General features: G+C 36.4%; 20 protein-coding genes. 7 read left to right on the top strand and 13 right to left on the bottom strand.

What is annotated here, in order from left to right; genetic code table 11:
• Nucleotides 1–209 precede the first annotated feature (209 nt).
• On the bottom strand, nucleotides 210–449 hold the full coding sequence (locus tag H9655_RS19120) for a hypothetical protein (protein WP_191816854.1): 240 nt from the start codon (nucleotides 447–449) through the stop codon (nucleotides 210–212).
• Between the two features lie 138 nt (nucleotides 450–587).
• Here H9655_RS19120 and pdaB point away from each other — a divergent pair, with 138 nt between their 5' ends.
• The gene (gene pdaB / locus H9655_RS19125) at nucleotides 588–1,340 is read left to right on the top strand and encodes a polysaccharide deacetylase family sporulation protein PdaB (RefSeq protein WP_191816855.1); all 753 of its coding nucleotides are present in this window, start codon (nucleotides 588–590) and stop codon (nucleotides 1,338–1,340) included.
• 20 nt (nucleotides 1,341–1,360) lie between these two features.
• Here pdaB and H9655_RS19130 read toward each other — a convergent pair whose 3' ends face one another.
• Complete coding sequence (locus H9655_RS19130; RefSeq protein ID WP_191816856.1) at nucleotides 1,361–2,002, bottom strand: KinB-signaling pathway activation protein; 642 nt, start codon at nucleotides 2,000–2,002, stop codon at nucleotides 1,361–1,363.
• Nucleotides 2,003–2,150: 148 nt separating this feature from the next.
• Here H9655_RS19130 and gerD point away from each other — a divergent pair, with 148 nt between their 5' ends.
• Nucleotides 2,151–2,801 carry a spore germination lipoprotein GerD gene (gene gerD, locus H9655_RS19135; protein WP_191816857.1) on the top strand — a complete coding sequence of 217 codons (651 nt, stop codon included), beginning with the start codon at nucleotides 2,151–2,153 and terminating at the stop codon, nucleotides 2,799–2,801.
• A 43-nt stretch (nucleotides 2,802–2,844) separates the two neighbouring features.
• Here the strand turns inward: gerD and H9655_RS19140 are convergent, their stop codons facing one another.
• From H9655_RS19140 to H9655_RS19170, 7 genes are all read right to left on the bottom strand, one after another.
• A complete protein-coding gene (locus H9655_RS19140; protein ID WP_191816858.1) occupies nucleotides 2,845–3,894 on the bottom strand; it encodes an Mrp/NBP35 family ATP-binding protein in 1,050 nt (349 codons plus the stop codon).
• A 170-nt stretch (nucleotides 3,895–4,064) separates the two neighbouring features.
• Entirely contained in the window at nucleotides 4,065–4,784 is a 720-nt protein-coding gene (gene cwlD, locus H9655_RS19145) for an N-acetylmuramoyl-L-alanine amidase CwlD (RefSeq protein WP_191816859.1), read from the bottom strand.
• Between the two features lie 66 nt (nucleotides 4,785–4,850).
• Entirely contained in the window at nucleotides 4,851–5,294 is a 444-nt protein-coding gene (locus H9655_RS19150) for a DUF2521 family protein (protein WP_191816860.1), read from the bottom strand.
• Between the two features lie 90 nt (nucleotides 5,295–5,384).
• Nucleotides 5,385–6,221 carry a pyrroline-5-carboxylate reductase gene (gene proC / locus H9655_RS19155; protein WP_191816861.1) on the bottom strand — a complete coding sequence of 279 codons (837 nt, stop codon included), beginning with the start codon at nucleotides 6,219–6,221 and terminating at the stop codon, nucleotides 5,385–5,387.
• Nucleotides 6,222–6,698: 477 nt separating this feature from the next.
• Nucleotides 6,699–9,374: a YhgE/Pip domain-containing protein gene (locus tag H9655_RS19160; RefSeq protein ID WP_191816862.1), complete on the bottom strand. Its 2,676-nt coding sequence runs from the start codon at nucleotides 9,372–9,374 to the stop codon at nucleotides 6,699–6,701.
• A gap of 485 nt (nucleotides 9,375–9,859) precedes the next feature.
• Nucleotides 9,860–11,047 (bottom strand): DUF4317 domain-containing protein, encoded by a 1,188-nt coding sequence (locus tag H9655_RS19165; protein ID WP_191816863.1) that lies wholly within the window; start codon nucleotides 11,045–11,047, stop codon nucleotides 9,860–9,862.
• 279 nt (nucleotides 11,048–11,326) lie between these two features.
• Nucleotides 11,327–11,926: a TetR/AcrR family transcriptional regulator gene (locus H9655_RS19170; RefSeq protein WP_191816864.1), complete on the bottom strand. Its 600-nt coding sequence runs from the start codon at nucleotides 11,924–11,926 to the stop codon at nucleotides 11,327–11,329.
• A gap of 186 nt (nucleotides 11,927–12,112) precedes the next feature.
• Between H9655_RS19170 and H9655_RS19175 the strand changes: the two genes are divergently transcribed.
• Nucleotides 12,113–12,850 (top strand): SDR family NAD(P)-dependent oxidoreductase, encoded by a 738-nt coding sequence (locus H9655_RS19175; RefSeq protein ID WP_191816865.1) that lies wholly within the window; start codon nucleotides 12,113–12,115, stop codon nucleotides 12,848–12,850.
• 109 nt (nucleotides 12,851–12,959) lie between these two features.
• Here H9655_RS19175 and bla read toward each other — a convergent pair whose 3' ends face one another.
• Nucleotides 12,960–13,814, bottom strand: a complete 855-nt coding sequence (gene bla, locus H9655_RS19180) for a class A beta-lactamase (protein WP_225230764.1) — start codon at nucleotides 13,812–13,814, stop codon at nucleotides 12,960–12,962.
• A 153-nt stretch (nucleotides 13,815–13,967) separates the two neighbouring features.
• On the opposite strand from bla, the gene H9655_RS19185 reads away from it, so the two are divergent.
• Both H9655_RS19185 and blaI read left to right on the top strand, forming a co-directional pair.
• The gene (locus H9655_RS19185; protein WP_191816867.1) at nucleotides 13,968–15,755 is read left to right on the top strand and encodes a BlaR1 family beta-lactam sensor/signal transducer; all 1,788 of its coding nucleotides are present in this window, start codon (nucleotides 13,968–13,970) and stop codon (nucleotides 15,753–15,755) included.
• Nucleotides 15,756–16,145 carry a penicillinase repressor BlaI gene (gene blaI, locus H9655_RS19190; RefSeq protein ID WP_191816868.1) on the top strand — a complete coding sequence of 130 codons (390 nt, stop codon included), beginning with the start codon at nucleotides 15,756–15,758 and terminating at the stop codon, nucleotides 16,143–16,145.
• Nucleotides 16,146–16,460: 315 nt separating this feature from the next.
• Here blaI and H9655_RS19195 read toward each other — a convergent pair whose 3' ends face one another.
• Nucleotides 16,461–17,189, bottom strand: coding sequence for a CPBP family intramembrane glutamic endopeptidase (locus H9655_RS19195; protein WP_191816869.1), 729 nt, complete (start codon nucleotides 17,187–17,189; stop codon nucleotides 16,461–16,463).
• Between the two features lie 264 nt (nucleotides 17,190–17,453).
• Here H9655_RS19195 and H9655_RS19200 point away from each other — a divergent pair, with 264 nt between their 5' ends.
• Both H9655_RS19200 and H9655_RS19205 read left to right on the top strand, forming a co-directional pair.
• Nucleotides 17,454–17,660 carry a helix-turn-helix transcriptional regulator gene (locus H9655_RS19200; RefSeq protein WP_191816870.1) on the top strand — a complete coding sequence of 69 codons (207 nt, stop codon included), beginning with the start codon at nucleotides 17,454–17,456 and terminating at the stop codon, nucleotides 17,658–17,660.
• The gene (locus H9655_RS19205; RefSeq protein ID WP_191816871.1) at nucleotides 17,657–17,956 is read left to right on the top strand and encodes a hypothetical protein; all 300 of its coding nucleotides are present in this window, start codon (nucleotides 17,657–17,659) and stop codon (nucleotides 17,954–17,956) included. Before H9655_RS19200 ends, H9655_RS19205 begins: the two co-directional genes overlap by 4 nt.
• 279 nt (nucleotides 17,957–18,235) lie before the next feature.
• Here the strand turns inward: H9655_RS19205 and H9655_RS19210 are convergent, their stop codons facing one another.
• Nucleotides 18,236–19,162, bottom strand: a complete 927-nt coding sequence (locus tag H9655_RS19210) for a hypothetical protein (protein WP_191816872.1) — start codon at nucleotides 19,160–19,162, stop codon at nucleotides 18,236–18,238.
• Nucleotides 19,132–21,555 (bottom strand): ring-infected erythrocyte surface antigen domain-containing protein, encoded by a 2,424-nt coding sequence (locus H9655_RS19215; RefSeq protein ID WP_191816873.1) that lies wholly within the window; start codon nucleotides 21,553–21,555, stop codon nucleotides 19,132–19,134. The genes H9655_RS19210 and H9655_RS19215 overlap by 31 nt, the downstream gene beginning before the upstream one ends.
• Between the last annotated feature and the right edge of the window lie 44 nt (nucleotides 21,556–21,599).

The following is a 21,599-nucleotide window of genomic DNA, read 5'->3' on the forward strand; positions in this document are numbered from 1 at the left end:
GATAAATCAGCTTTTTTAGAATTACGCTTGACGTTTTATGTTCGTTCAGTTTTCAAAGAACAATCTCGTTCGCTTCAGAAGCGACTTTATTAATTTAACATCTCAGTTCGTTTTTGTCAACAACTTTTTTGTTTTTTATTTAAAAAGTTTTTAGTAGTTGATGTCACTAACGACTGCTTTAATATAATAACACCATATCTTTTAAAACGTCAATGACTTTTTTTCATTTTTTTATTCTTTTTTTCATTTAATTTATAATGAGCATATTCATGTGCTGGAACAACCCTTTTGAATAAGCTTAAAAGAATCTCATATTTCTCCTTCATTGCAACTTTAACGACATCTGCAATTCGCTCATCTTCTAAATCGAACAAAATTTCATCCATCTCTCTCTTTAATAAGTATTCAATTTCTTGTTGTTCTTTTCCATTTAGTAATAACCCGATCAACGATTGTTCCACCCTCTCTTTGACAAGCTATCAATATATTACCCATCCCCACTCTTTTTATAATAATAAATTCATCATGTTTTTAATTTTTTTTGCATAGATATAGGACAAGGATGTATTAGGACGAGGTGAAAAAGAATGAAGATCTTTTATGTATTTCATGCAAAGAGATTAAAACAAATGATTTTAATTTTGGTGGCAGCATTTTTCACAGCCATGTTTATGTTTATGGAAACAACGATTCATTTACCTGTTTTTTCTACAAAAGACGCCCCGAAGGCATTATATAAAGGGGAGAAAGGAGTGGCTCTCACTTTTAATATTGGTTGGGGCGATGAAAAGGCTGAGCCTATTTTAGACTTATTAAAAAAAGAAAACGTGACTTCTGCGACATTTTTCTTATCAGGCTCATGGGCTGAGAGCCACCCTGATATTGTCGAACGTATTGTTAAATCTGGATATGAAATCGGTATACTAGGCTATAATTACGAAGACTATACAGAGCTAGAAGAGGATAAAATCAGACAAGATTTAGCTAGAGCACAAACCGCGTTTGCTAAGTTAAATATTAAGGATATTAAATATGTTAGGCCACCTACTGGTCACTTTGATAAAAAAACCTTAGCAGCCGCCAAACAATTAGGCTATACAGTCGTTCATTGGAGTTTAGATTCTAAAGACTGGACAAATCCGGGTACAGATAAAATTATTCAAAAAGTACTCGAAGCTGAAAATGGAGAAATTGTGCTGATGCATGCATCTGATTCCGTGAAACAAACATCCAAAGCATTGCCTTCAATCCTAAATGGGTTCAAAAAGGAACAGCTTGAGCTAGTAACGATTTCAGAAATGATGGCCAATGCCAATGCAACGACAGAAGAAATTAATTAAATAACAAAAAAGTCGCCTGCTTAAACAGACGACTTTTTTGCTTGTAATCTTTCTCTTTGACGGGCTGATTCTGCATTATATTTTGGTAACACCAGTAATTGATAAGCATTACAAATGATTAAAGGGAGAACCATTAACCATAACCAGCTTTCTTCGTTTACCCTTAATACCGGCACCCATTCAATCGTTGTCACGACCACCATAAAGAACAATGCTGGTACAAAAGCATGTTTATTCGTAGTGGATACTTTTAAAGCTGCAATAACTAGACCAGCTATTAAAACAACACTTGCAAGACCCAAATAAGGGAGAATACTATCTCCTGTATCCGCAAAAGCTTTATAACGGAAGTACACTAAATCAAATAGTACAAATAAAATCAACACAATTTGCACAGCATTCCATAGTTGATGAGACTTAAATATACCCAATCCAAAACGATGCACTGTTAAATATGCGAAAAATCCCATTTGACTAATAATACTAAAAATTAAACCGACACCGAATAACCAAAAAAGAACAGATAGTATTTCCAACCCATCAAAATTGGTAAATAAATGAGAAAATTCATTCCAACGCACGACAAAACCAATAACCCCTGTTGCAACGCCACCGACAAGTAATGTGGTTATAAAAAATTTGATCCAAGCTCGGCTAGTCAATTCCTTTTCCCCCATAACGTTATTATCACTTAATGATTGTACCAAATCTTTACTTGAAAAATCTAGGCAATCCGCAATTTACGCATAATATTGACAGATTTTCTTCATTCTATTAGTACGGGATATTTATTTTAGGAGGCAGTTTAACATGAAAAAAAGCCTTTTTATTATTCCATTGCTCCTCATTCTAACCTTAACAGCATGTTCGCAATCAGGTAATGAGCATATGGACTATGATCAAACGAAGAAAATGATTGTAGATATACTAAAAACGGATGACGGAAAACAAGCATTACAAGACTTAATGGCAGATGAAAAAATAAAACAGCAACTAGTAATGGACCAGAATATGGTGACAGAGACAATCGAGAGTACGCTGACATCAGATAAAGGCACAGAGTTTTGGAAAAAGTCCTTTGAAGACCCAGCATTTGCTGAAACAATGGCTAAAAGCATGAAATCAGAGAATGAAGAGTTACTCAAGGACTTAATGAAGGATCCAGATTATCAAAAAATGATGATGGACATTCTAAAGGATCCCGAAATGGAGAAAGAATTAACAGAAGTGATGAAAAGCCAAGCATTTAGGGAGCATTTGCAAACAGTCATTACTGAAACCTTTGAAAGCCCGCTGTTTAAGGCAAAATTACAAGATGTTCTTATGAAAGCAGCCGAAGAATCACAATCAGGTAAATCAGGTAAAGAAGGCGGCGGCGGTAGCGAAGGTGGTGGCGGTGAACAAGGCGGTGAGGGAGAAGGCGGCCAAGAAGGTGGCGGTGAACAAGGTTCTGGAGAGTAATATAAAGAAAGCATTTGGATTTAACATCCAAATGCTTTTCTTATTATGCTTTTTCAATTACTTGTTGTGCAATTTCTGTATAGATTTTTCCTAAACGATGATCTGCGTCATAAATAGATGGGGCGAAATCTTCTTCGCTCCAATCAGGCTGTTGCAGTGGTAATTGACCAATTACCTCTGTTCTTAGTTCTTCTGCAAGTTTTTCTCCGCCACCATGACCGAAGACATATTCTTTTTCACCCGTAACTTTACTTTCAAAGAAAGCCATATTTTCAATTACACCTAAGATTTCATGTTCAGTACGAATAGCCATCGCACCCGCACGAGCGGCAACAAAAGCGGCTGTAGGGTGAGGCGTAGTCACGATGATTTCCTTACATGAAGGAAGCATTGTATGAACATCTAACGCCACATCACCTGTTCCTGGTGGTAAATCTAATAGAAGATAATCAAGATCTCCCCATTCTACTTCATTAAAGAAGCTATTGAGCATTTTACCAAGCATTGGACCTCTCCAAATAATTGGTGCATTGTCCTCTACAAAGAAGCCCATAGAAATAACCTTCACACCAAAACGTTCAACAGGAATAATTCGCTCCCCTCGCACTACAGGGCGCTTCATAATACCCATCATATCAGGAACACTAAACCCATAAATATCTGCATCTACTAGACCGACTTTCTTTCCTTGCCTAGCAAGAGCGACCGCCATATTGACAGATACCGTTGATTTCCCAACGCCACCTTTACCACTAGCAATAGCAATAAATTTCGTTTTACTATTCGGTGATAATAGACCTTTATCTTCTTCAGGCATTGCTTGTCTATGTTTTTCTAGTGTTTCAGCCGGAAGTTCATTAAAACGGATACCCACGGATTCTGCTCCTGCTGCTTTAATTCGATTCACAATCTCCGTTTGCAATTGCAATTGTTCAGCTGTCGCAGTCTTAGCGATCAATATTTTTACACTGACGTGAGCCTTCTCCTCTTTTACTTTAATCTCTTCAATCGCTTGAAGTTCCCCGAGTGTTTTATGTAAAAAAGGTTCTTGTAAGCCTTCAATGGCTTCTCTTACTTTTTGTTCTGTAATCATCTATCCTACACCCCTTTAAAATCGTTTCTTCATTAGAATAACTCTAATTGTCATTCTAACACATATTAGAATATCAGTCTTATACAATGCCTAAAATATCTTAAAGATCTATTTGTATAAATGTTTAAAATTTCCACCAAATAAAAACACGAACAAATTTTTGTCCGCGTTTAATCTTCTATCACAATTTCTTTCTCATTAGAGTAATGGCGCATTATGCCATTGTAAATGGAGGCTGCTATTTTATTTTGATAATCGTCACTTTGAAGTAAGGTCCGCTCGTTTTGATTAGAGAGGAAACCAACTTCTACAAGGACACCAGGTTTTTTCGAATGATCAAGAATATAGACATTTTTTAATTCCTTTGCCCGTCTTGTCGTATTCTCTAAGTTGGCGATGAGTTCATCTTGGATAAATTTAGCCGCTCGTGCATTCCCATCTATATGAGAAGCAAAAAAGGTTTGGGCTCCTCTCCATTTTGGAGAAGGGATTGAATTCAAATGGACACTTACGTAAAAATCAGCATCACTATGATTAATCATATTTAAGCGTTTTTTCAAATCCTCTACTTTTCGCCTACTATACCCTTTAGTATCTTCTGCGGCTAAGTCTCTATCATCTTCGCGTGTCATCATTACTACGGCCCCTTGTTCTTGAAGGTAATCACGTAGCTTCAAAGAAACTTCTAGAGAAATATCTTTCTCCAAAACATTTCCATTATCTGCTCCACCATCCGGACCGCCGTGACCAGGGTCAAGAAGGATAACCTTTCCCGATAAAGGAAGATTCCAAGCATTCCAAGAATCATCTTCAGAAAAGTCATATTGCAAAATAAAGAATAAAATAGCCAGTCCAGTTATAAAACCAATTACTTTTAATTTCTTCCTCACCGATTTACCACTCCCCGCTCGTCCTCACAAATATATATATGGGACAAGGAGAGTGATTAGAACGATTTAATGCAGTCTTAATTTATGCCTTTTTCGGCCATTTTGAAACCCTTCCATCCACCAACTGTAAATGTACTGTTCGCAACTGTAGAATAGGGATTCACTATAAATCCCTTCTTCATTTTGCGCCCAATATAAGAAAAAATGATATAGGGTATTCGTAAAATGTGTAAGTTCTTCTTTACATCTATGTTGTACGGCAGTAGCCGTCTCACCACTCGTACCAAAATGACTATAATGTGCGCCTAAAAGATACGCTTCGATTGCCATATCATAACAAGCTTCCTCGATTCCCGCATGGTTCATTAAACTTGTTAACAAACGAGATGATCCGAATAAACGCTTCACTTGTTCTTTTAAATCCTTTACTGAGATTTCCTTAAGCACTGACTTTTCATATTTTAACTGCTTCTCTCGCCGTTTATCTTCAAATGTTGTAATAAGTGTCACTTGTTTTCACCTCTATCTCTATTCTTTAACTTCCTGTATAGAGGCATACAAAAAGCAGCGGAGATTTCCGCTGCCAATTTTTCCACCATATTAATGTGGGACTTTTTCTAACTCTTCTCTAATTTCCTTCGAACGGGCGGCAGCATGTTGAACAGCTTCGGAAATCGCTTCCCCGCCGTGATGTGCTTTTAGTGCTTCGACACCCGAATGCGTTGTACCATTAGGTGACGTCACTCTCTCACGTAAAACAATCGGTGATTCGCCTTTTTCCAGAACCATTTTTGCTGCTCCATAGATCGTTTGAGCAATGATTTTCCTTGCTTTTTTTGCTTCTAACCCTTGTTCTACACCCACCTTCTCCATCTCTTCCATTAGATAGTAGAAGTAGGCAGGGCCACTCCCGGCAAGACCTGTGAAAACATCCATCTGCTCTTCTTCGATGACAAATACTTCACCCATGCAAGCAAGTAAATCTTTCACATCTCTCTCATGTCGCTTCTGAGTATAAGAACCGAGAGACATCGCTGTAGCTGATTCTTGAATCATGCTAGAGGTATTTGGCATCACACGAATGACTTGTTGCTCATCGTTCAGCTTCTCTTCCATATAGGAAGTAGAAATACCCGCTAATACAGAAACAACCACTTGATCAGGTCTAATTTTATCTTTTAAAAAGGCAAGGGCTTCTTCTGCACCATATGGTTTCATTGCCATAATAAAATAATCAACTTCTTCATACGGTAAATCTTTTTGTAACATCGTATGAACTCCGTATCTTTCCTTTATTTCTGTCAACCGATCCCCATTGAATTTATTCGTTACATAAATTTGCTGTGCTGATACCTTCTCCGCATGAACCATTCCTGAAATCATTGACTCTGCCATTGAACCTGCACCAAAGAAAGCCACTGTCTTATTCTCTAACATTTACACGAACACTCCTTAAAAGTTGTGTCTTCGTTTCCGTACTTTTTTCAACGTTATCTATCTTAACATGTCACTATTGAGAATCAAGGGGTAACGATTAAGTCATAAGGATATGAGCGAGATAGTGAAAGAAAGCGGTACCATTCAAATCCTGATGTCCTCTAACCTTGCTCAACCGTCTGTATGCAGGCTCAATCTTGAATATCGTGTTTTCATCTTTGTTTTAAAGAAGGAAAAATACTTCAATCGTAGGTTCATTCTTTTTTCTTGAATCATAAGGGATTGGGAAGAACATTTATGATGTGATTACGTTGATAGATATATGCCACATAATCGATGCAACTGCTTAAAAAACAATTACAAAAAGAGCTACTGTCTCCACTCCCTATAAAATTATCGCCACCAACTAGCCCTGTTCTGTATGATGACAAATCAAAAAAAAGCTTTTCGCCACAAGAAGTGACAAAAAGCTCTTTATTAATCAACTAATCGGCTAGAACGAGATTTCTCCGCAGTCTTCTTTAACCAAGGTGTTAATGGTTTTTTTAGTACAAGCCCTAAGATCAAAGAGGCTACGAAAAAGATAAATAAGTATAGAAAACTCATCCAGACCACGTGTGGGACAATACCTCCGACTGCTTCTCTCAGAATATTAATCGCATGTGTAAATGGTAAAAATGGATTAATCGCTTGGAAAAATGCTGGGGCAACTTGAATCGGGAAAGTACCACCTGCACCTGATAATTGCAATACCATGAGGATAATTGCTAACGCCTTACCAATATTACCAAAGATGGAGACAATCGTATAAACCATTGTCATAAACATCATCGCAATAATGACAGTAAATATCACAAACCAAACTGGGTTTGCTGCGTAAGTCCCAAGAATCAAGAGATCACCAACACTAACAATTAACCCCTGTAGGAAGCCTACGATTAAAAATAGTACAAGCCTGCCGAGGTAAACATGGCGAATAGAATACTCCTCTTTCATATCTTCGGGGTGGACATCTGTTTTTAATAAGTTCGCTAATAACAATGCACCTACCCATAAACATAACACGGTATAAAATGGTGTATTCGCTGAACCGTAATTCGGAATTGGATATAATTGATCCTCAACAAGTTTTACCGGTTCTTTAAAGAATTCACTTTCTTTTTGAATATCATTTTTTAATAACGCAATGATTTCTCCCAAATCATTATTTGCCTTAAAATCTCGAATATCATCAGCTGCCTTATGGACTGAATCTTCAAGCGCAGGAAGATTCCCTTGAATGAACGCCGATACTTCAGAAAGTCCTTTTTCAACCTCAGGAAGGTTTTCATTCACTAAGCCCGCTATTCGCGAGAATTCTGACTCAATTTTAGGGAGGTCATTACGGACAAAGTTACTTGCTTGATGAATTTTATCTTCCACACCTGGAAGGTCATTTCGAATAAAGTCGCTTGCCTTATGAACGGCATCAACTGCTTTCGGTAAATCCATCTCAATCTTGGCTACTATCTCACCTATTCTCTCCTCAATGGCAGGCAGGTCAGCGATGATTTGATTAAGCTGAGCTTCACCTGTTTCAGCGATTCCTTCTGCATTCGTTAGCACTTCTTCTATATTCGGCATTTCTTGTTGAATGTTCTCTAAATCGCCCGCAGCTTTTTGCGCTGTCTCATTCAATTGCTGCATCCCATTTAAGATTTCTTGCTTTCCACCATTGTTCATAAAACCAACAAGTCTACCCGCTTGAGCGGCGGTATCTTGAGCCTGTTTCCTAAATACTTGGATTTGCTCTTTTGATAACTCACCTGAGCCCGCTTGTGCTAGGGAATCATTCAGTGCTGTTAACTGCTGTGATAATTGTGTTAATGAATCAATCACAGTTGTAAATTGACCGTTTTGATTGAACGCCGTAAACATATCAATCGCATGATTCACTGCTGTAATATTTGTCTGCAATTGTTGTTGCAAATCTTCAATCGATTGATTGACCGAATTGTTCATTTGGTCATTTTCGCGTTGTTGAAGTACTTGATCAATGGAATTAGCCGTATTTTCAATGATAACTGCATTTTGAGTAATAACATCTAATATAGGCTCCATTGCCCCATCATTTGCTGATAAAAATCTATTTAAACTAGTCACATATTCTTCAGCATCAGCCGCCATTTGATTGGCTTTTGGTAAAGCTGCCTGGACACGGTCAATCACCTCTTGCGCTGTTTGAACACCTGTTAACGCTCGATTTAACTGATCTGATACTTCTCCAAACTGCTGACTTGCTTCAGTTAATCGCTCTGCTGCCTCTTCAATTTCTGGTAACCGCTCTTCTAATGTCAATACTTGATCACCTAATTGATTGATAAGCGGAAGCTTTTCTTCTAATGTGAGTATTTGCTGTGCGCCTTGATTTAATTCAGGAAATTTCTCTTCTAAGGCAATTACTTTAGTAATCGTTTCCTTCATTTCTGGCCAGTCTTCATTTAACGTGACTATCTTTTCCCCTACTTCATTTAACTCCGGAAACCGCTCTTCTAAGGCAAAAATATTATTCTCCACTTTAAGAATGGTCGGTAGTTCTTCCTCTAACTTAATGCCGATATCGTTAAATTCCGTGAATAGGGCTTTTGATGCTTCGGCTAAGAAATTCTCACTGATTTGTTCTACTAATGCGGAAGCGCCTGCAGATGTCATCTTCGGTGCAATCGCATTTAATTTTTCATTCACCTCATACCTAACTTCTGGTGCTTCTGGTTCACCATCCACCACACTTGTTAATTGTTGCGAAAAATCCTCGTCAATATAGACCGCAGCATAATAATCTCCATCTCTTACTCCTTCTTCAGCTGCCTGCCTATTCACAAAGGTCCAACCCATTTGATCATTATCTTTTAATTGATCAACGAGCTCTTGCCCTACATTGAGTTCTTTCCCTTCAAGCTTTGTGCCACCATCTTCATTGACAATTGCTACCTTAATTTGACTCGTCTCGCTATATGGATCCCACGATGCAGCAATATTAAACCATGCATACAATGACGGCAAAAAGGCTAAACCGATTAGTAGCAACGCAACTAGCGGTACCCTGCGTAAATTCCTAAAATCCTGCCTGACAATGCTGAAAATCTCCTTCAATCTTCCACCTTCCTTATTCATGATGGGCCTTCTTAAAACAGAAGAACCCCAATTCAATACCTATAAGAATACAACATCCTTTTAGAAGTTTCCATTTAAAAGTCACTGGAAATTGCATAATAAAACTGAATGGTTGCTTGTCGAATAATTGTCGCTTCAAAAGGGGCAATAATTTGTATAGTGTTGAATTTAACTTCAATGTGGTTGGGACATAATGATTGCTACCAAAAATGAATCCGTATGATTAGAGTTCTTTACCTTCTATTAGTTTGGATTATTTTATATGGTTTTTATACTCGTAGATATTTTCCGATGTATCATTCTCCAGGAGTAAAATATACGCCAGATTAACTTGCTAAGAGTGCGCTAATATAATTCATGTGTTTTGAGGGATTTATTTTAGAAATGGGGAGGGTAGAACATGTCATAACCTATGGCGATTCACCTGTAAATCATGTTTAACCGCCTTATATTTGGGGCTAAGGCGGTTAATTTAATGGGATATTTTATTCTTCATCTTTTACTTTGTTAAATATTGCTTCTGGAATCATTTCAAAGCCTTCAATCACTGTGTTTTCTTCCACTTCGATCATTAGACAAAGCTTGCCATCCACATGCATTTGACGGACATAGCGCAAATCCTGCGGACAAACAGAAATATCGGCTACTTTTGTTTTGATTTTAATAGACTTAGAAGTATACTTCGGCACAATACTGGTGGCTTTCAGCTCATAATTTTCATCATCAATTACCTTTTTGAAAGCTGATTCTACCTTTTGTCGATCGACATCCTGCACACCGCTAGTCGTTAGCACCTTTTCCACATCGCGATAGTCCAGTTTCGGAGCATCAGGCTCTTCATTCTCTTCCACAACCCGTTGGATTTCATCGAATACATTGGCGAGTATCGACGTATTAATCTGGTTACCTGCAACATCCTTGACAATTTCCTCAAACACAATCTTATCGTCTTGTGCTGTCATAGCTTCTTCAGCATTTAATACTTCTTCAATGAAATGATAATCCAGCTCATATGGTTTTTCTGCTGAATAGAGTACATGATTCACATCTGCAGCATGATCCGTAAAGCTAGGAAATAGAAACCCGCCAACTGGTACTTTCAAATTGATAACAGGATCTACGACAAAGTGATACTTGAATTCCTTCTCCACATAGTCAAACAGTAGCTCTTTTTTTGGATCCATCGTCTTATTGATACTGCATAAGATAAAGGGGTTGGCATAGACTGTATCTCGGCTGCTTTCTTCGGTCTCTGCGTTACTCCGCTTCGTAGGCTTTAAATATTCACCATGTATAAACGTAACGACAATATCCATTTCGTACTGCTTATCCTTCAACATCTTTTCTACAAGTTGCAACATCTGCCCTTTCCATTCATCCGTATCATTGGTTAGTATCCCTTGATGAAGGATTAGTTGGCTACTATTCTCAGCATTTCGCTGGAATTTCAATTCAAACAACTTCTGATCCAACTGGCCTGTCAGTACTTTTTTAAAATTCGTTAAGAAAAGTTCCTGCTGTTCTTGTTCAAGTATCTCAAATGGCGTGCTTTGATGGTGATATACTTCACTAGATTCTTTCATTATATAAACATTAAAAATATCTTTAATCTTTAATAGATCATTATTCATCTTAAATTGTTTTTTAAAGTCAGCTATATCTTTTTTATTCAAAAATGGATTCTCCCTTAATTCATTATCCAAACCATGGATCAATCAACTAAATCGTACTTTTCATTTTAACATAATTAGATGGGCGAATGGATGACTTATCTTCATAGATTATTTCCAAAATAAAGTACAATAAAATAGTTTGTGAAAATATGCACAAGCAGTTATAATAAAAATATAAATCGATTGTGAAACATTGAACATGATTAAGCTGAAAAGTGGTTCCAAAGGAATATAGTCCGAACAAGCGTGTAATAGAAGAACCTACTTTTCTTGCCACTTCTAATGCTTATTTATATATTTGACCGAAGCCATATGTGCCTGAGATAGTATGATAATTTCTTTTATCAATTCTTCTTTTGATATTTGGAAGCCTGTATTAATCCAATTAGCTAATAACCCGTAAAATCCATAGGCTGTGTAACGCTTAAAGTAATCCATATTTACCGGGAGATCATTAATTGTTTTAAATTCAAACCTCTCCTGATATATCGTAAGTATGGTTTGTGGAAACCTAGTATGCAGTTCGGGAATGGTGTCAACATAGTTGATTAAATCATAAAATTCCCGATTGTTATAAATGGATGAGATGATATGAAAATAGTTATTATCCAATAAATTTGTACTAACCTCTCTCTTATTTTTAAAAGGTTTCTCAAAGGATTCTTCTAATGCCGATAGATTGGTAAACAAGAGGTCATCGGCTAATTCAAATTTATCTTTATAGTGAACATAGAACGTACTTCGATTATATTTTGCATACTGCACGATATCTTTGACAGAAACAGAATGGAAGCCCTTTTCTTTCGTTAAGGCAACCAGAGCCTGTTGAAGGTGCATCTTCGTCCGATCTCTTCTTGGGGTAGACCAATTGTTTTGCATTCGCTCCTTCTCCTTATGCAACAAAATTTTGCTAGTTTATAGACAATTATACCTAATATGTCTAATGAATACACACTTGCAATTTTATTGCTGATTGAACCTATCCATCATCGTATTATAATTTATATTTGTAAACACTTTCAATTTAGGTGTATTGACACATTTATTATAATAGGGGGAAGAAACATGAGCAAACTACAAGATAAAGTAGCCGTTATTACTGGTGGAGTATCTGGTATCGGTGCTGCAACTGCAAAATTATTTGCTTCAGAAGGGGCAAAATTAGTCCTTGTTGATATGAACGAAGAAAAAGGTGCTAATTTTGCAGCTGAATTAAAATCACAAGGGGCAGAAGCAGTTTTCCTTAAAGCTGATGTTACAAGTGAAGAAGAAGTTAAAAATATCTTTACTACAGCATTAGATACTTTCGGTAAAGTTGATATTTTATTTAATAACGCCGGAATTGGCTCTGTAAAACCAACTGAAGAGCTAAAATATGCAGAGTGGAGAAAAATAGTAGAAGTAGACTTAGATGGAGTATTCTTAGTTGCACAAGCTGCTATTAAAGAATTCTTAAAAACAGGAAGCGGTGTGATTGTCAATACAGCTTCTATGTATGGTTGGGTTGGCTCACCTGGAAGTGCGGCATATAACGCTGCCAAAGCAGGTGTCGTGAACTTAACTCGTTCACTTGGATTAGAGTATGCAGCACGTAATATCCGTGTAAATGCACTTTGCCCAGGGTTTATCGATACACCAATTCTTGGAGAAACAGATAGACAAGGTTTAACTGCTGCTACACCAATGAACCGTTTAGGTAAACCAGAAGAAATGGCAAAAGCAGTATTATTTATGGCTAGCGATGATTCTTCTTTCATGACTGGTAACAGCCTAATTATTGATGGTGGATATACAGCACAATAATTATAAATAGAGTAAGGAACCCATTTTGACTTATGGTCAGAATGGGTTTTTTTATGTCCTGCTGTAAACAGCTACGGACAATCAAAAATCTTAATCACACTTTCTTATCTCAATTCCCTTGAGTCAATGTTTCAATTACAATCTTCGTTGCTTCGCCAATCAATTGATCATCATATTCGGCTTCTTTTTCCTGCTTATTCGACAATATGGCAATTACAATGGGTTCGTTATCAGGCGGCCATACAATCGCGATATCATTTCTAGTACCATAAGATGCGGCACCACTTTTATCACCAACGATCCAATCTGTTGGTACACCTGATTTAATTAAAGTATCACCGGTTGTATTTCCTTTGAACCACTCCTGAAAAATTTCTCTTTTTTCTTCCGATAATTCATCCGTTAATCCAAGTATTCTTAAATTTGTCGCCAATGCTTTAGGGGTACTCGTATCTCTTGTATCTCCAGGAGTTGCTTCATTTAATTCTGTCTCCAATCGGTCCATCTCTGTCACATCATCACCGATTGCTCTTAGGGCTTTTTCAAGCTGAGCTGGTCCACCTAATTCTGCAAACAATAAATTCCCCGCTGTATTATCGCTATATTGCATAGCTGCTTTCGCAATCTCCCTTACTGTCATGCCCTCATCGACATATTTTTCTGTAATCGGTGAATAAGTAACAAGGTCTTCTTTTGTGTACATTCTTTTTTCATCTAAGATTGATATCGGGTTTTCCTTTAATAAAACCGCCCCCGCTAACGCCTTAAATGTCGATGCATACGCAAACCGTTCGTCTTCTTGATAGGCAACCGTTTCTTCATTACCTGTATCAATAGCGTATACACCTAATTTAGCACCATACTTTTCTTCTAACTGAGCAAACTTTCCAGACGACACATCCCCTGCCTTCACTTCCCCACCATTCACTTCATTTTCTTTAGAACAACCGACGAGTAATAACATAGCAACAAATAAACCAACAACCATTTTTTTCATCTGAAAACCCCTCCCTAAAATTAATAATAGATTACGTTTGTAGTCTGATTACATCTGTAGTACAATATTACATATGTAATCGTAATTGTCAAACTTTTTTTATTTAAAAAGGAGGTGGGCGTGATCTTTATAAGCTTCTTTCTCAACGGGTTGATCATTTCCACTTTTTCAATCCTTACCATCCTACTTATTCGTAAATGGATGAAAAACCAAATAAAAGCACAATCACTTAACCACTTGTGGATATTGCTTTTCCTAACACTGCTCATTCCTTTATGCCCTATACCATTACCTTCTTTGCTTTCCGAACAACCGCAAATACCGGAATCACAAAAAGAAGGTACAACCATCCCAGCTGAGGAAAACCAAAGTGTAATGACAAACGAAATCATCAGAGATTTCTCTGTTTCTGTACAAAAGATTGATTTCTCGATCTTAAATGTGCCGCTTATGATTCTATGGCTACTCGGCGTGATTGTATTACTATCTTTACTTTTGACTAGCTTTTTCGCACTTAACAGGTTAAAGTCACAAACACAACCAGTTGAAGATGCAAATATTGAAGCTCTTTTTCTATCATGTAAAAAAAGACTAGGAATCAAAAGGAATATCGATGTCCGCTATTCAACCGAGACTCACTCACCACTCATTTTTGGCCTTTTTCATTCTGTTGTCGTCATCCCCAAAAATGCGCAGAGCTGGTTAACCAAAAAGGACTATGAGAATATCTTTCTACATGAGTTAAGTCATTATAAAAATAAAGATTTACTTACAAACTATGCGATGATTTTCTTCCAAGTCATCTACTGGTTCAACCCGCTTATCTGGATTGCCTCAAAAAAAATGAAGGGTGATAGAGAAATAGCGTGTGATGAGGCAGTTTTACAGCTACTCCATCACCATGAAGCTGTCGTTGGTTATGGACATACCATGATTAATTTCGCAGTTACTATGCAAAAGAAGCTACCACTAACCGCAGAATTCACAAGTGGTAAGCGACAAATGAAAGAACGAATCGAGCGTATTGCTGGCTTTCGTACACAAAAAGGATACTCTTTGCGCAAGACTGTATTTTTCTATGTACTAACCATCTTTATTTTAACGATGCAACTGCCAGTTGTATCGGCACTTGAGCTAGGAAAAGAAGAAAAGTATGACTTTCAAAACGAGGGCATCATCGAGCGGAACCTCTCTCCGTTCTTTCAAGGATTTGCAGGAAGCTTCGTCCTTTATGATGAAGCGAAAAACCAATACATCGTTCATAATCGTGAGAAAAGTATGCAGCGGATCTCACCTGATTCGACCTATAAAATCTTTAGTGCTTTATTCGCACTAGATGCAGGGTACATTACGGAGCAAGCATCCACCCTTTCATGGGACGGTGAAAATCAACCATTTGCAGCTTGGAATCAAGATCACAACTTAGCATCTGCCCTACAAAGCTCTGTTAACTGGTATTTCCAACGCTTGGATACAATGGCTGGTGAGGAAGCGTTACAAGCCAATCTTCAACGTATACATTATGGCAATACCGATACTTCAGGAGGCGTAAAAGACTTTTGGAATGAATCGTCTTTAAAGATTTCCCCAGTTGAACAAGTCGAACTCCTGCAATCTTTTTATCATCATCAATTAGGATTTAAAAAGGCGCATACAACAAAGGTGCAAGATGCACTTTTAATGGAGAGCCATACAGGTAACCGCTTATATGGAAAAACAGGCACAGGTACCATTAATGGCATAAACAAAAACGGTTGGTTTATAGGTTACGTCGAAACAAAGCAATCTACCTACTTCTTTGCCACAAATATTCAAGACGACGGAGAACCAGACGGCCAAAAGGCCATACAAATCACGAAAGATATTTTGAAAGAATTAAGCATTTACGAAAGCAAGGAGGCACAATAAATGGGGAAAGCATTACCGAATATCTCGGAATCCGAATGGGCCATCATGAATGTCCTTTGGAATCACTCACCACAAACCGCTAACGATATCATCCAATCGTTACAAAAACACACAGATTGGAAACCAAAGACCATACGGACACTGCTCGACCGTCTCGTGCAAAAGTCCGTCGTAGCTGTCGACAAAAGCCAGAAAGTGTACACCTTTTCCCCACTCTATTCCCAAGAAGAGTGCCAAAAGGCAGAAACACAATCATTCATCCAACGCATCTATGGAGGCACACTCAAATCCATGCTCGTCCACTTCATCCAAGACGAAAAACTATCAGACAAAGACATCAAAGAACTACGTACGATATTGGATGAGAAGCCTGATGATACAACAAAATAGCAACTAAAAAAAGGTATACAACTCGTAAAGACAGCATTTACTATGACAATGCACCTGAAGAGAACAGAGGCAGATGGTTTAATTTAAGCTGTGCATTAAATTGCCCACTCGCTTTTTCCTGATTGGAGAAAAGAGAAGTATCTAAACAGCAACTCATTAATAAGCCTGTCCTCCCTAAAGATGTAGCTGATACTGTTGTTTTTATGATTAACTGATAAAGCCAAGCATTTTTCCATCTAAAAAAACAAAGAGGCGACACAAACTGCCTCTTTGTTTCGTATTGAAAAAATACTACTCTTCATTTATTTCGTAAGCTTAACTTTGATGATCTCCTAATTTGGCAAGATAATCAATTAAGAAGTGTAAAACAATTAACGGAATAATTGATCCTAAAACAATATAGAGACTTGAAAATAAGAAACCTACAATAGAAGTTCTTACAACCCCTATCCAAAACCCTTGATAAGTATGTGCTAATCCAAATATAAAGGTTGCAACAATTATTACGCCCCAAATTGATAAATTAGGAAACAAATAGGATAGTGCAAAAATCAAGAAACCCCTATAAAGAACTTCTTCCGTTATCCCTGCACTCAATGATACAAAATTCCACACTTTTTTCTCTTTATCATTAACTGGCAATATCGGAGTAAACTCATAATTCTCCATTTCCCTCGCTTTTTTTATGGATAGTTCACGCCTAATTTTAGAACTTAAATAATATCCAAATATATAGTACAAAACTAAACAAAGATATAATACGCCTAAAGTTAAAATGATGTAACTAAAAACAGTACCTAAAACAGATGTATTAAGTTTAAGTGATGTGAAGCCTATTTGCCCTAAAGACAGTTCTGTCAGTAACACCAAGCCAAGAATAAAAATGATCGGTAGCCATGATCCATATATTATTTTGTAGTAGTACTTTAATCTTGCATGCTCTTTTATCCGTACATCCTTTATAAATTTTTGAAAGTCTAAGTATCCAATCATCGGATCATAAAGTAATAAGGTAATTAAAATAATCCAAAAGCCTATTTCCATCCTATCATCCTCCTTTGCAGGTTGTGAATTAATGTTACCAGCTCACGCTACGTGAGATTCAAGAGAAGATTTAATATTGTGATAATTATTTATACTTATATTGGATTAGTTTATATTCCATTCATTTTATTGAAGTGCTTGTAATTAAAATCTTTAAAGGGAATCATCTAATATAAGAAATTTAATTGTCGTATATACTTTACATTATGTAAAAAATACATTACAATCAACGTATTAAAATACCATAAAGAAAAGAGGTACCATATGTTAGAAAACTATATATCTGTGGGAAGGGCTGAGAAGAAATGGACCCAACAACACTTAGCCGATGCCGTAGGTGTTAGTCGTCAAACAATTGCAGCCTTAGAAAAAAACAAATATAACCCTTCATTGATATTGGCATTTAAGATTTCTAATTCATTAGGAAAAGAGATTACAGAAGTATTTAAATATAAGGAGGATGTTGTATGATTACGTTAACCACAACCCTGATTATAGGGTTAGCATTACTTGTTATTATTTCAGAAATATACAAAGCCAATTTTGAAAGAAAAAAGGAATCAATGGATGAAAGAGGAGAGTTATTAATTTTTAAAACTAAATCTTTTTCGTATTCAATATTAACAGGAGGAATCCTTCTTGGCGTTGCATTAGTAGCCATATTAGATATGATTCATAGAGAGTATTTTATTTATTACGTAATGATTATATTCTTTATTCAAAGTATTGCTTCCTCAATATATTTAGCTGTAGCAAAACGAGTATAAAAAAACAAATACAACACTTTGAGTAGTTCATTCTCAAAGTGTTGTAAATTGGAATTACGGATGTTTCCTTATTTTAAGAACCAGTAGGAAAAATAATTCGTCCATATGGTTATTTTTGTGTTTCTTTTTTAATCATCCGGTTTTATCCATGGAGAACATTTATACTTCTAGACATAACTTTAAGTAGATATAACCCTATAAAGTACTTAGTTTCCACAGTAAACCCAAGTCTTGTTCCTACCATTTTCTTTTTCACACACGCTTCTAACATCAATCAGGTTATTCTTTAGGCCCTTCCGAAAGGTTCCATTCAATTACTGCTGTATAGGTTTCACTTTTTTTAATCGGTGCTCCGCCTATTACTCTTAATGTTAAACCTTCATTAGACCCATACTCTATGTTACGTACGCCATAAGTCGTAAGCTCATCATTAACGTAAGCAGGGACTGGGGTATCTTTTTGTAATATATACTCTACACCCTTTTTATTCGTGAAAATCAAATCTGAAAATAATGGGTCACCTGATGAAGTCTGAAAATCTGATTTTAATGTTGCGTTAATTTGCCACTTCTTTGCTTCCGCTGCTTGTAAGGTATCAATCACTTGGAAAGCAAATGATTCGTTTATTCTATTATATGTGGATGTGGATGTTGGAATGTCATTGACACCAAATTGGATACTTTCAGGTACTTTATTCAAAGTTAATTCTTCATTTTGAAATTCGATTTCCAGTTGAGATAAATTCATTAAAGGGAAAGTTTTTGATTCCCCTTCAGCCATATAGGTCCCCGTAATTGCTGCCCCAGGAATGGTTAACCTGGTGTCAACTATATTCTTGAATCGATAATGAAGCGTAACCATTATGTCATCATTTGGCTGCAATTCATTAGACTCTAACAACTCCCCTAAATTTAACTTTCCTTTACCATTCTCAAAAATAATATCCTTATCTAAAGATTTTTCTTCTCCATTGACATAAACTGTTAGAGAATCAGCAACATAGTCAGCAGCAATATCGGTGGGTAAGGTCAGATTGAGTGTGGGATCATACAATATATTTAAATCACTTTCATTTTCAAATTGAATAGTATGTCTAATGACCTCATTTGTGATAGCAGTAATTTTAGAACCAGATTCTTCGGTCCTTAAATTTGAAAGTTCTTGTTTTCCATTGATTACCAGCATATCCAAAACTGTGATATCCAAGCTTTGTATGGCTTCCCTATTATAATTATCTCGGATTTTAATGAGTACCTTATGATAACCTTCATTTTTATAGCTGGTATGGTAATGGTTTCATCGTGATATCTCTTATTATTATTATTTTCTTTGCTTTCAACTACTTCTTGGAATGCACCCTCATCAAGTGAGTAAGAAATACTTATACTTTTACTTGTCTCACCTTTCCATTCTAAAGGAATATCAAAACTTTTCCCTTTAGCAATCTCAGTAGTTTCCATGTTCTTTAACTTTAACTCGGGACTTTTCGCCTCATCAAGTACTTTAACATTAACCGGGCTAAGGGCGATCCCATTATTATCTTTTCCTGAAATACTTACAGTTGATGGAGTATTTAATTGTAATGAGGTAGGTGTATGATCTAGACTAGCTCCATCCGTTTCATTGGTTCGATCAAAGAAGTTAACCACTCGATAGAAACGGGATTTATCTAATTCATCAAATCTATGTTTATATAAATCTAAAGTTAGTTCACGACTTCCGATTGAACCTGGCAATGAAGTCGTTACTCCCGTTACCTCTTCAAACCCATCTATGGTTGTTACATTATACTCTTCTTCATTATCCCATGGAGAAATATAATGACTCCAAGTAGGGATGCTATCAGTTACAGAAATTTTGGGGTTACCAACTTGATCAGGTTTTACATATACCGGCGCACCAGAAACATTCTCCCAATACGGAATTCCCAAAATAGTTTTTCGTTGTTGTAAGTTTGCTACTTGTTCTGAAGGATAGAAGTCAACAGAAATTCCTTCAATTAAATTATTGGGGCTAGGTGGTAATTTTCCTTTTGTTAAAACATTTCCTTCTGATTCATCTGTTGGATGACCGTTTGCAGTAAGGGTCTCTACATCCACTTGAATTCTAAATGATACTGGAAAATTCTTCAGATCCATTCCTGCGGTAGTGATAATATCCCAGACAGCATGAGCAATTAAGCTAAAGAAGTTCTCGCTACTATTACTAGGGCGAATAGTTAATTCTAATGTGGAATCATCTACTTTACGAAAGTTATTTCTTGTAATTGAAAATGCACTAGAGTTTCCAATAATTAATTCCGAGCTGGTATAATTTATAGCCTCCAACATTGAATCTGCAGAAAAATAATCTGGCAAATTAAGATATACTGCAAAACCTAATCCACCGTTCATGATTGTTATTAGTTGAAAGATATTAATGACTTCAAGTAAATTAATATCCAACCCGACGCTTCCATTCCAATAGAAATCTAACTCCCCATTTGCCCAGGGGTCAACTGAGTCATCTTCTGGACTATACGTGATATCTATACTAGAGCTATGTTTTAATGGGTTAAATAAGACCCTAGCTCCAGAAACATCATCATTTAGATTTAATCTATAATTTCTTGGATCTGTTTCCCATATATTCATTGGACTAATATTCAAGGTCGAAATAGGCTGCTGATTGAATAATAAAGGCTCTTCTACACCTTGATCGACTGAGTTGTCAGCCTTTCCTTCATTATCCTCTTTCAATGTTGGTTCATTATTTATATCTGGTTCATTATTATTCTCTTCATTTGTCGAATCAGAATCTATTAAGGTATCCTTTGATTCGTTTTCATTATCCTTATTTATATGAACCGACTCACTAGTTATTTGATCAGTATGCTCATTTTTATTCTTTTCACTTTCTTTATCTTCGTCGCTATCATTATCTTTATCAATCGTTTCACTTTCTTTATCTTCATCGGTATCATTATCATTATCAATCGTTTGACTTCCTAAATCCTCAGTTTCTTCATCCATTCCTTCATCTGATTCATCTAATGGTTTTTCTTCAATTACTTGGTTTGTCTGATCATCCTCTGGCTTATCCTCAGCTTCCTTTGAACCTTCCTCTTTCTTTTCTTGGATCGTTTCCTTGTCTTTAACTGTAATTTCCACCGTATTTGATAAAGTACCAGTATTGGCTTCGGCAAAAATTCGATATTCGCCTTTTTCTAGACCTATTAAATGAATTTCGACTTTCTTATCATCAGCCTCCATTGTATTCATGACTACTTCTCGTTTTTCTTGGTTATAACTTATAATATTTTCATCATTAATATTTTTTTCCGTTTCGACATACTCCATTCCTTCAGGTATCTTGATCGTTTCTACTTCATGTCCAGTCGTTTCTACTTTTAAAGTTGTTTGTTCATTAACATGCAATTCACTTTTTGTGATTTGAAGATTAATTGTTTCTTCCGCAGAGGTGAAATGAACATTAAAATAACCTAATGCATTCATTTGTTGCAACAAAAGGACAATAACACTGGCAACAATACCAATTTTAGAGTAATGAATGAACGATCTCTTTCTTTTCCTCTTTGGAGTTAAACGTTGTTTTCTCACGTGAATATCCCCTCCATTTCAGATTAGATTTTTATACTCTAAAA

This window comes from Cytobacillus stercorigallinarum, from assembly GCF_014836495.1.
GTDB classification, from domain to species: domain Bacteria; phylum Bacillota; class Bacilli; order Bacillales; family Cytobacillaceae; genus Cytobacillus; species Cytobacillus stercorigallinarum.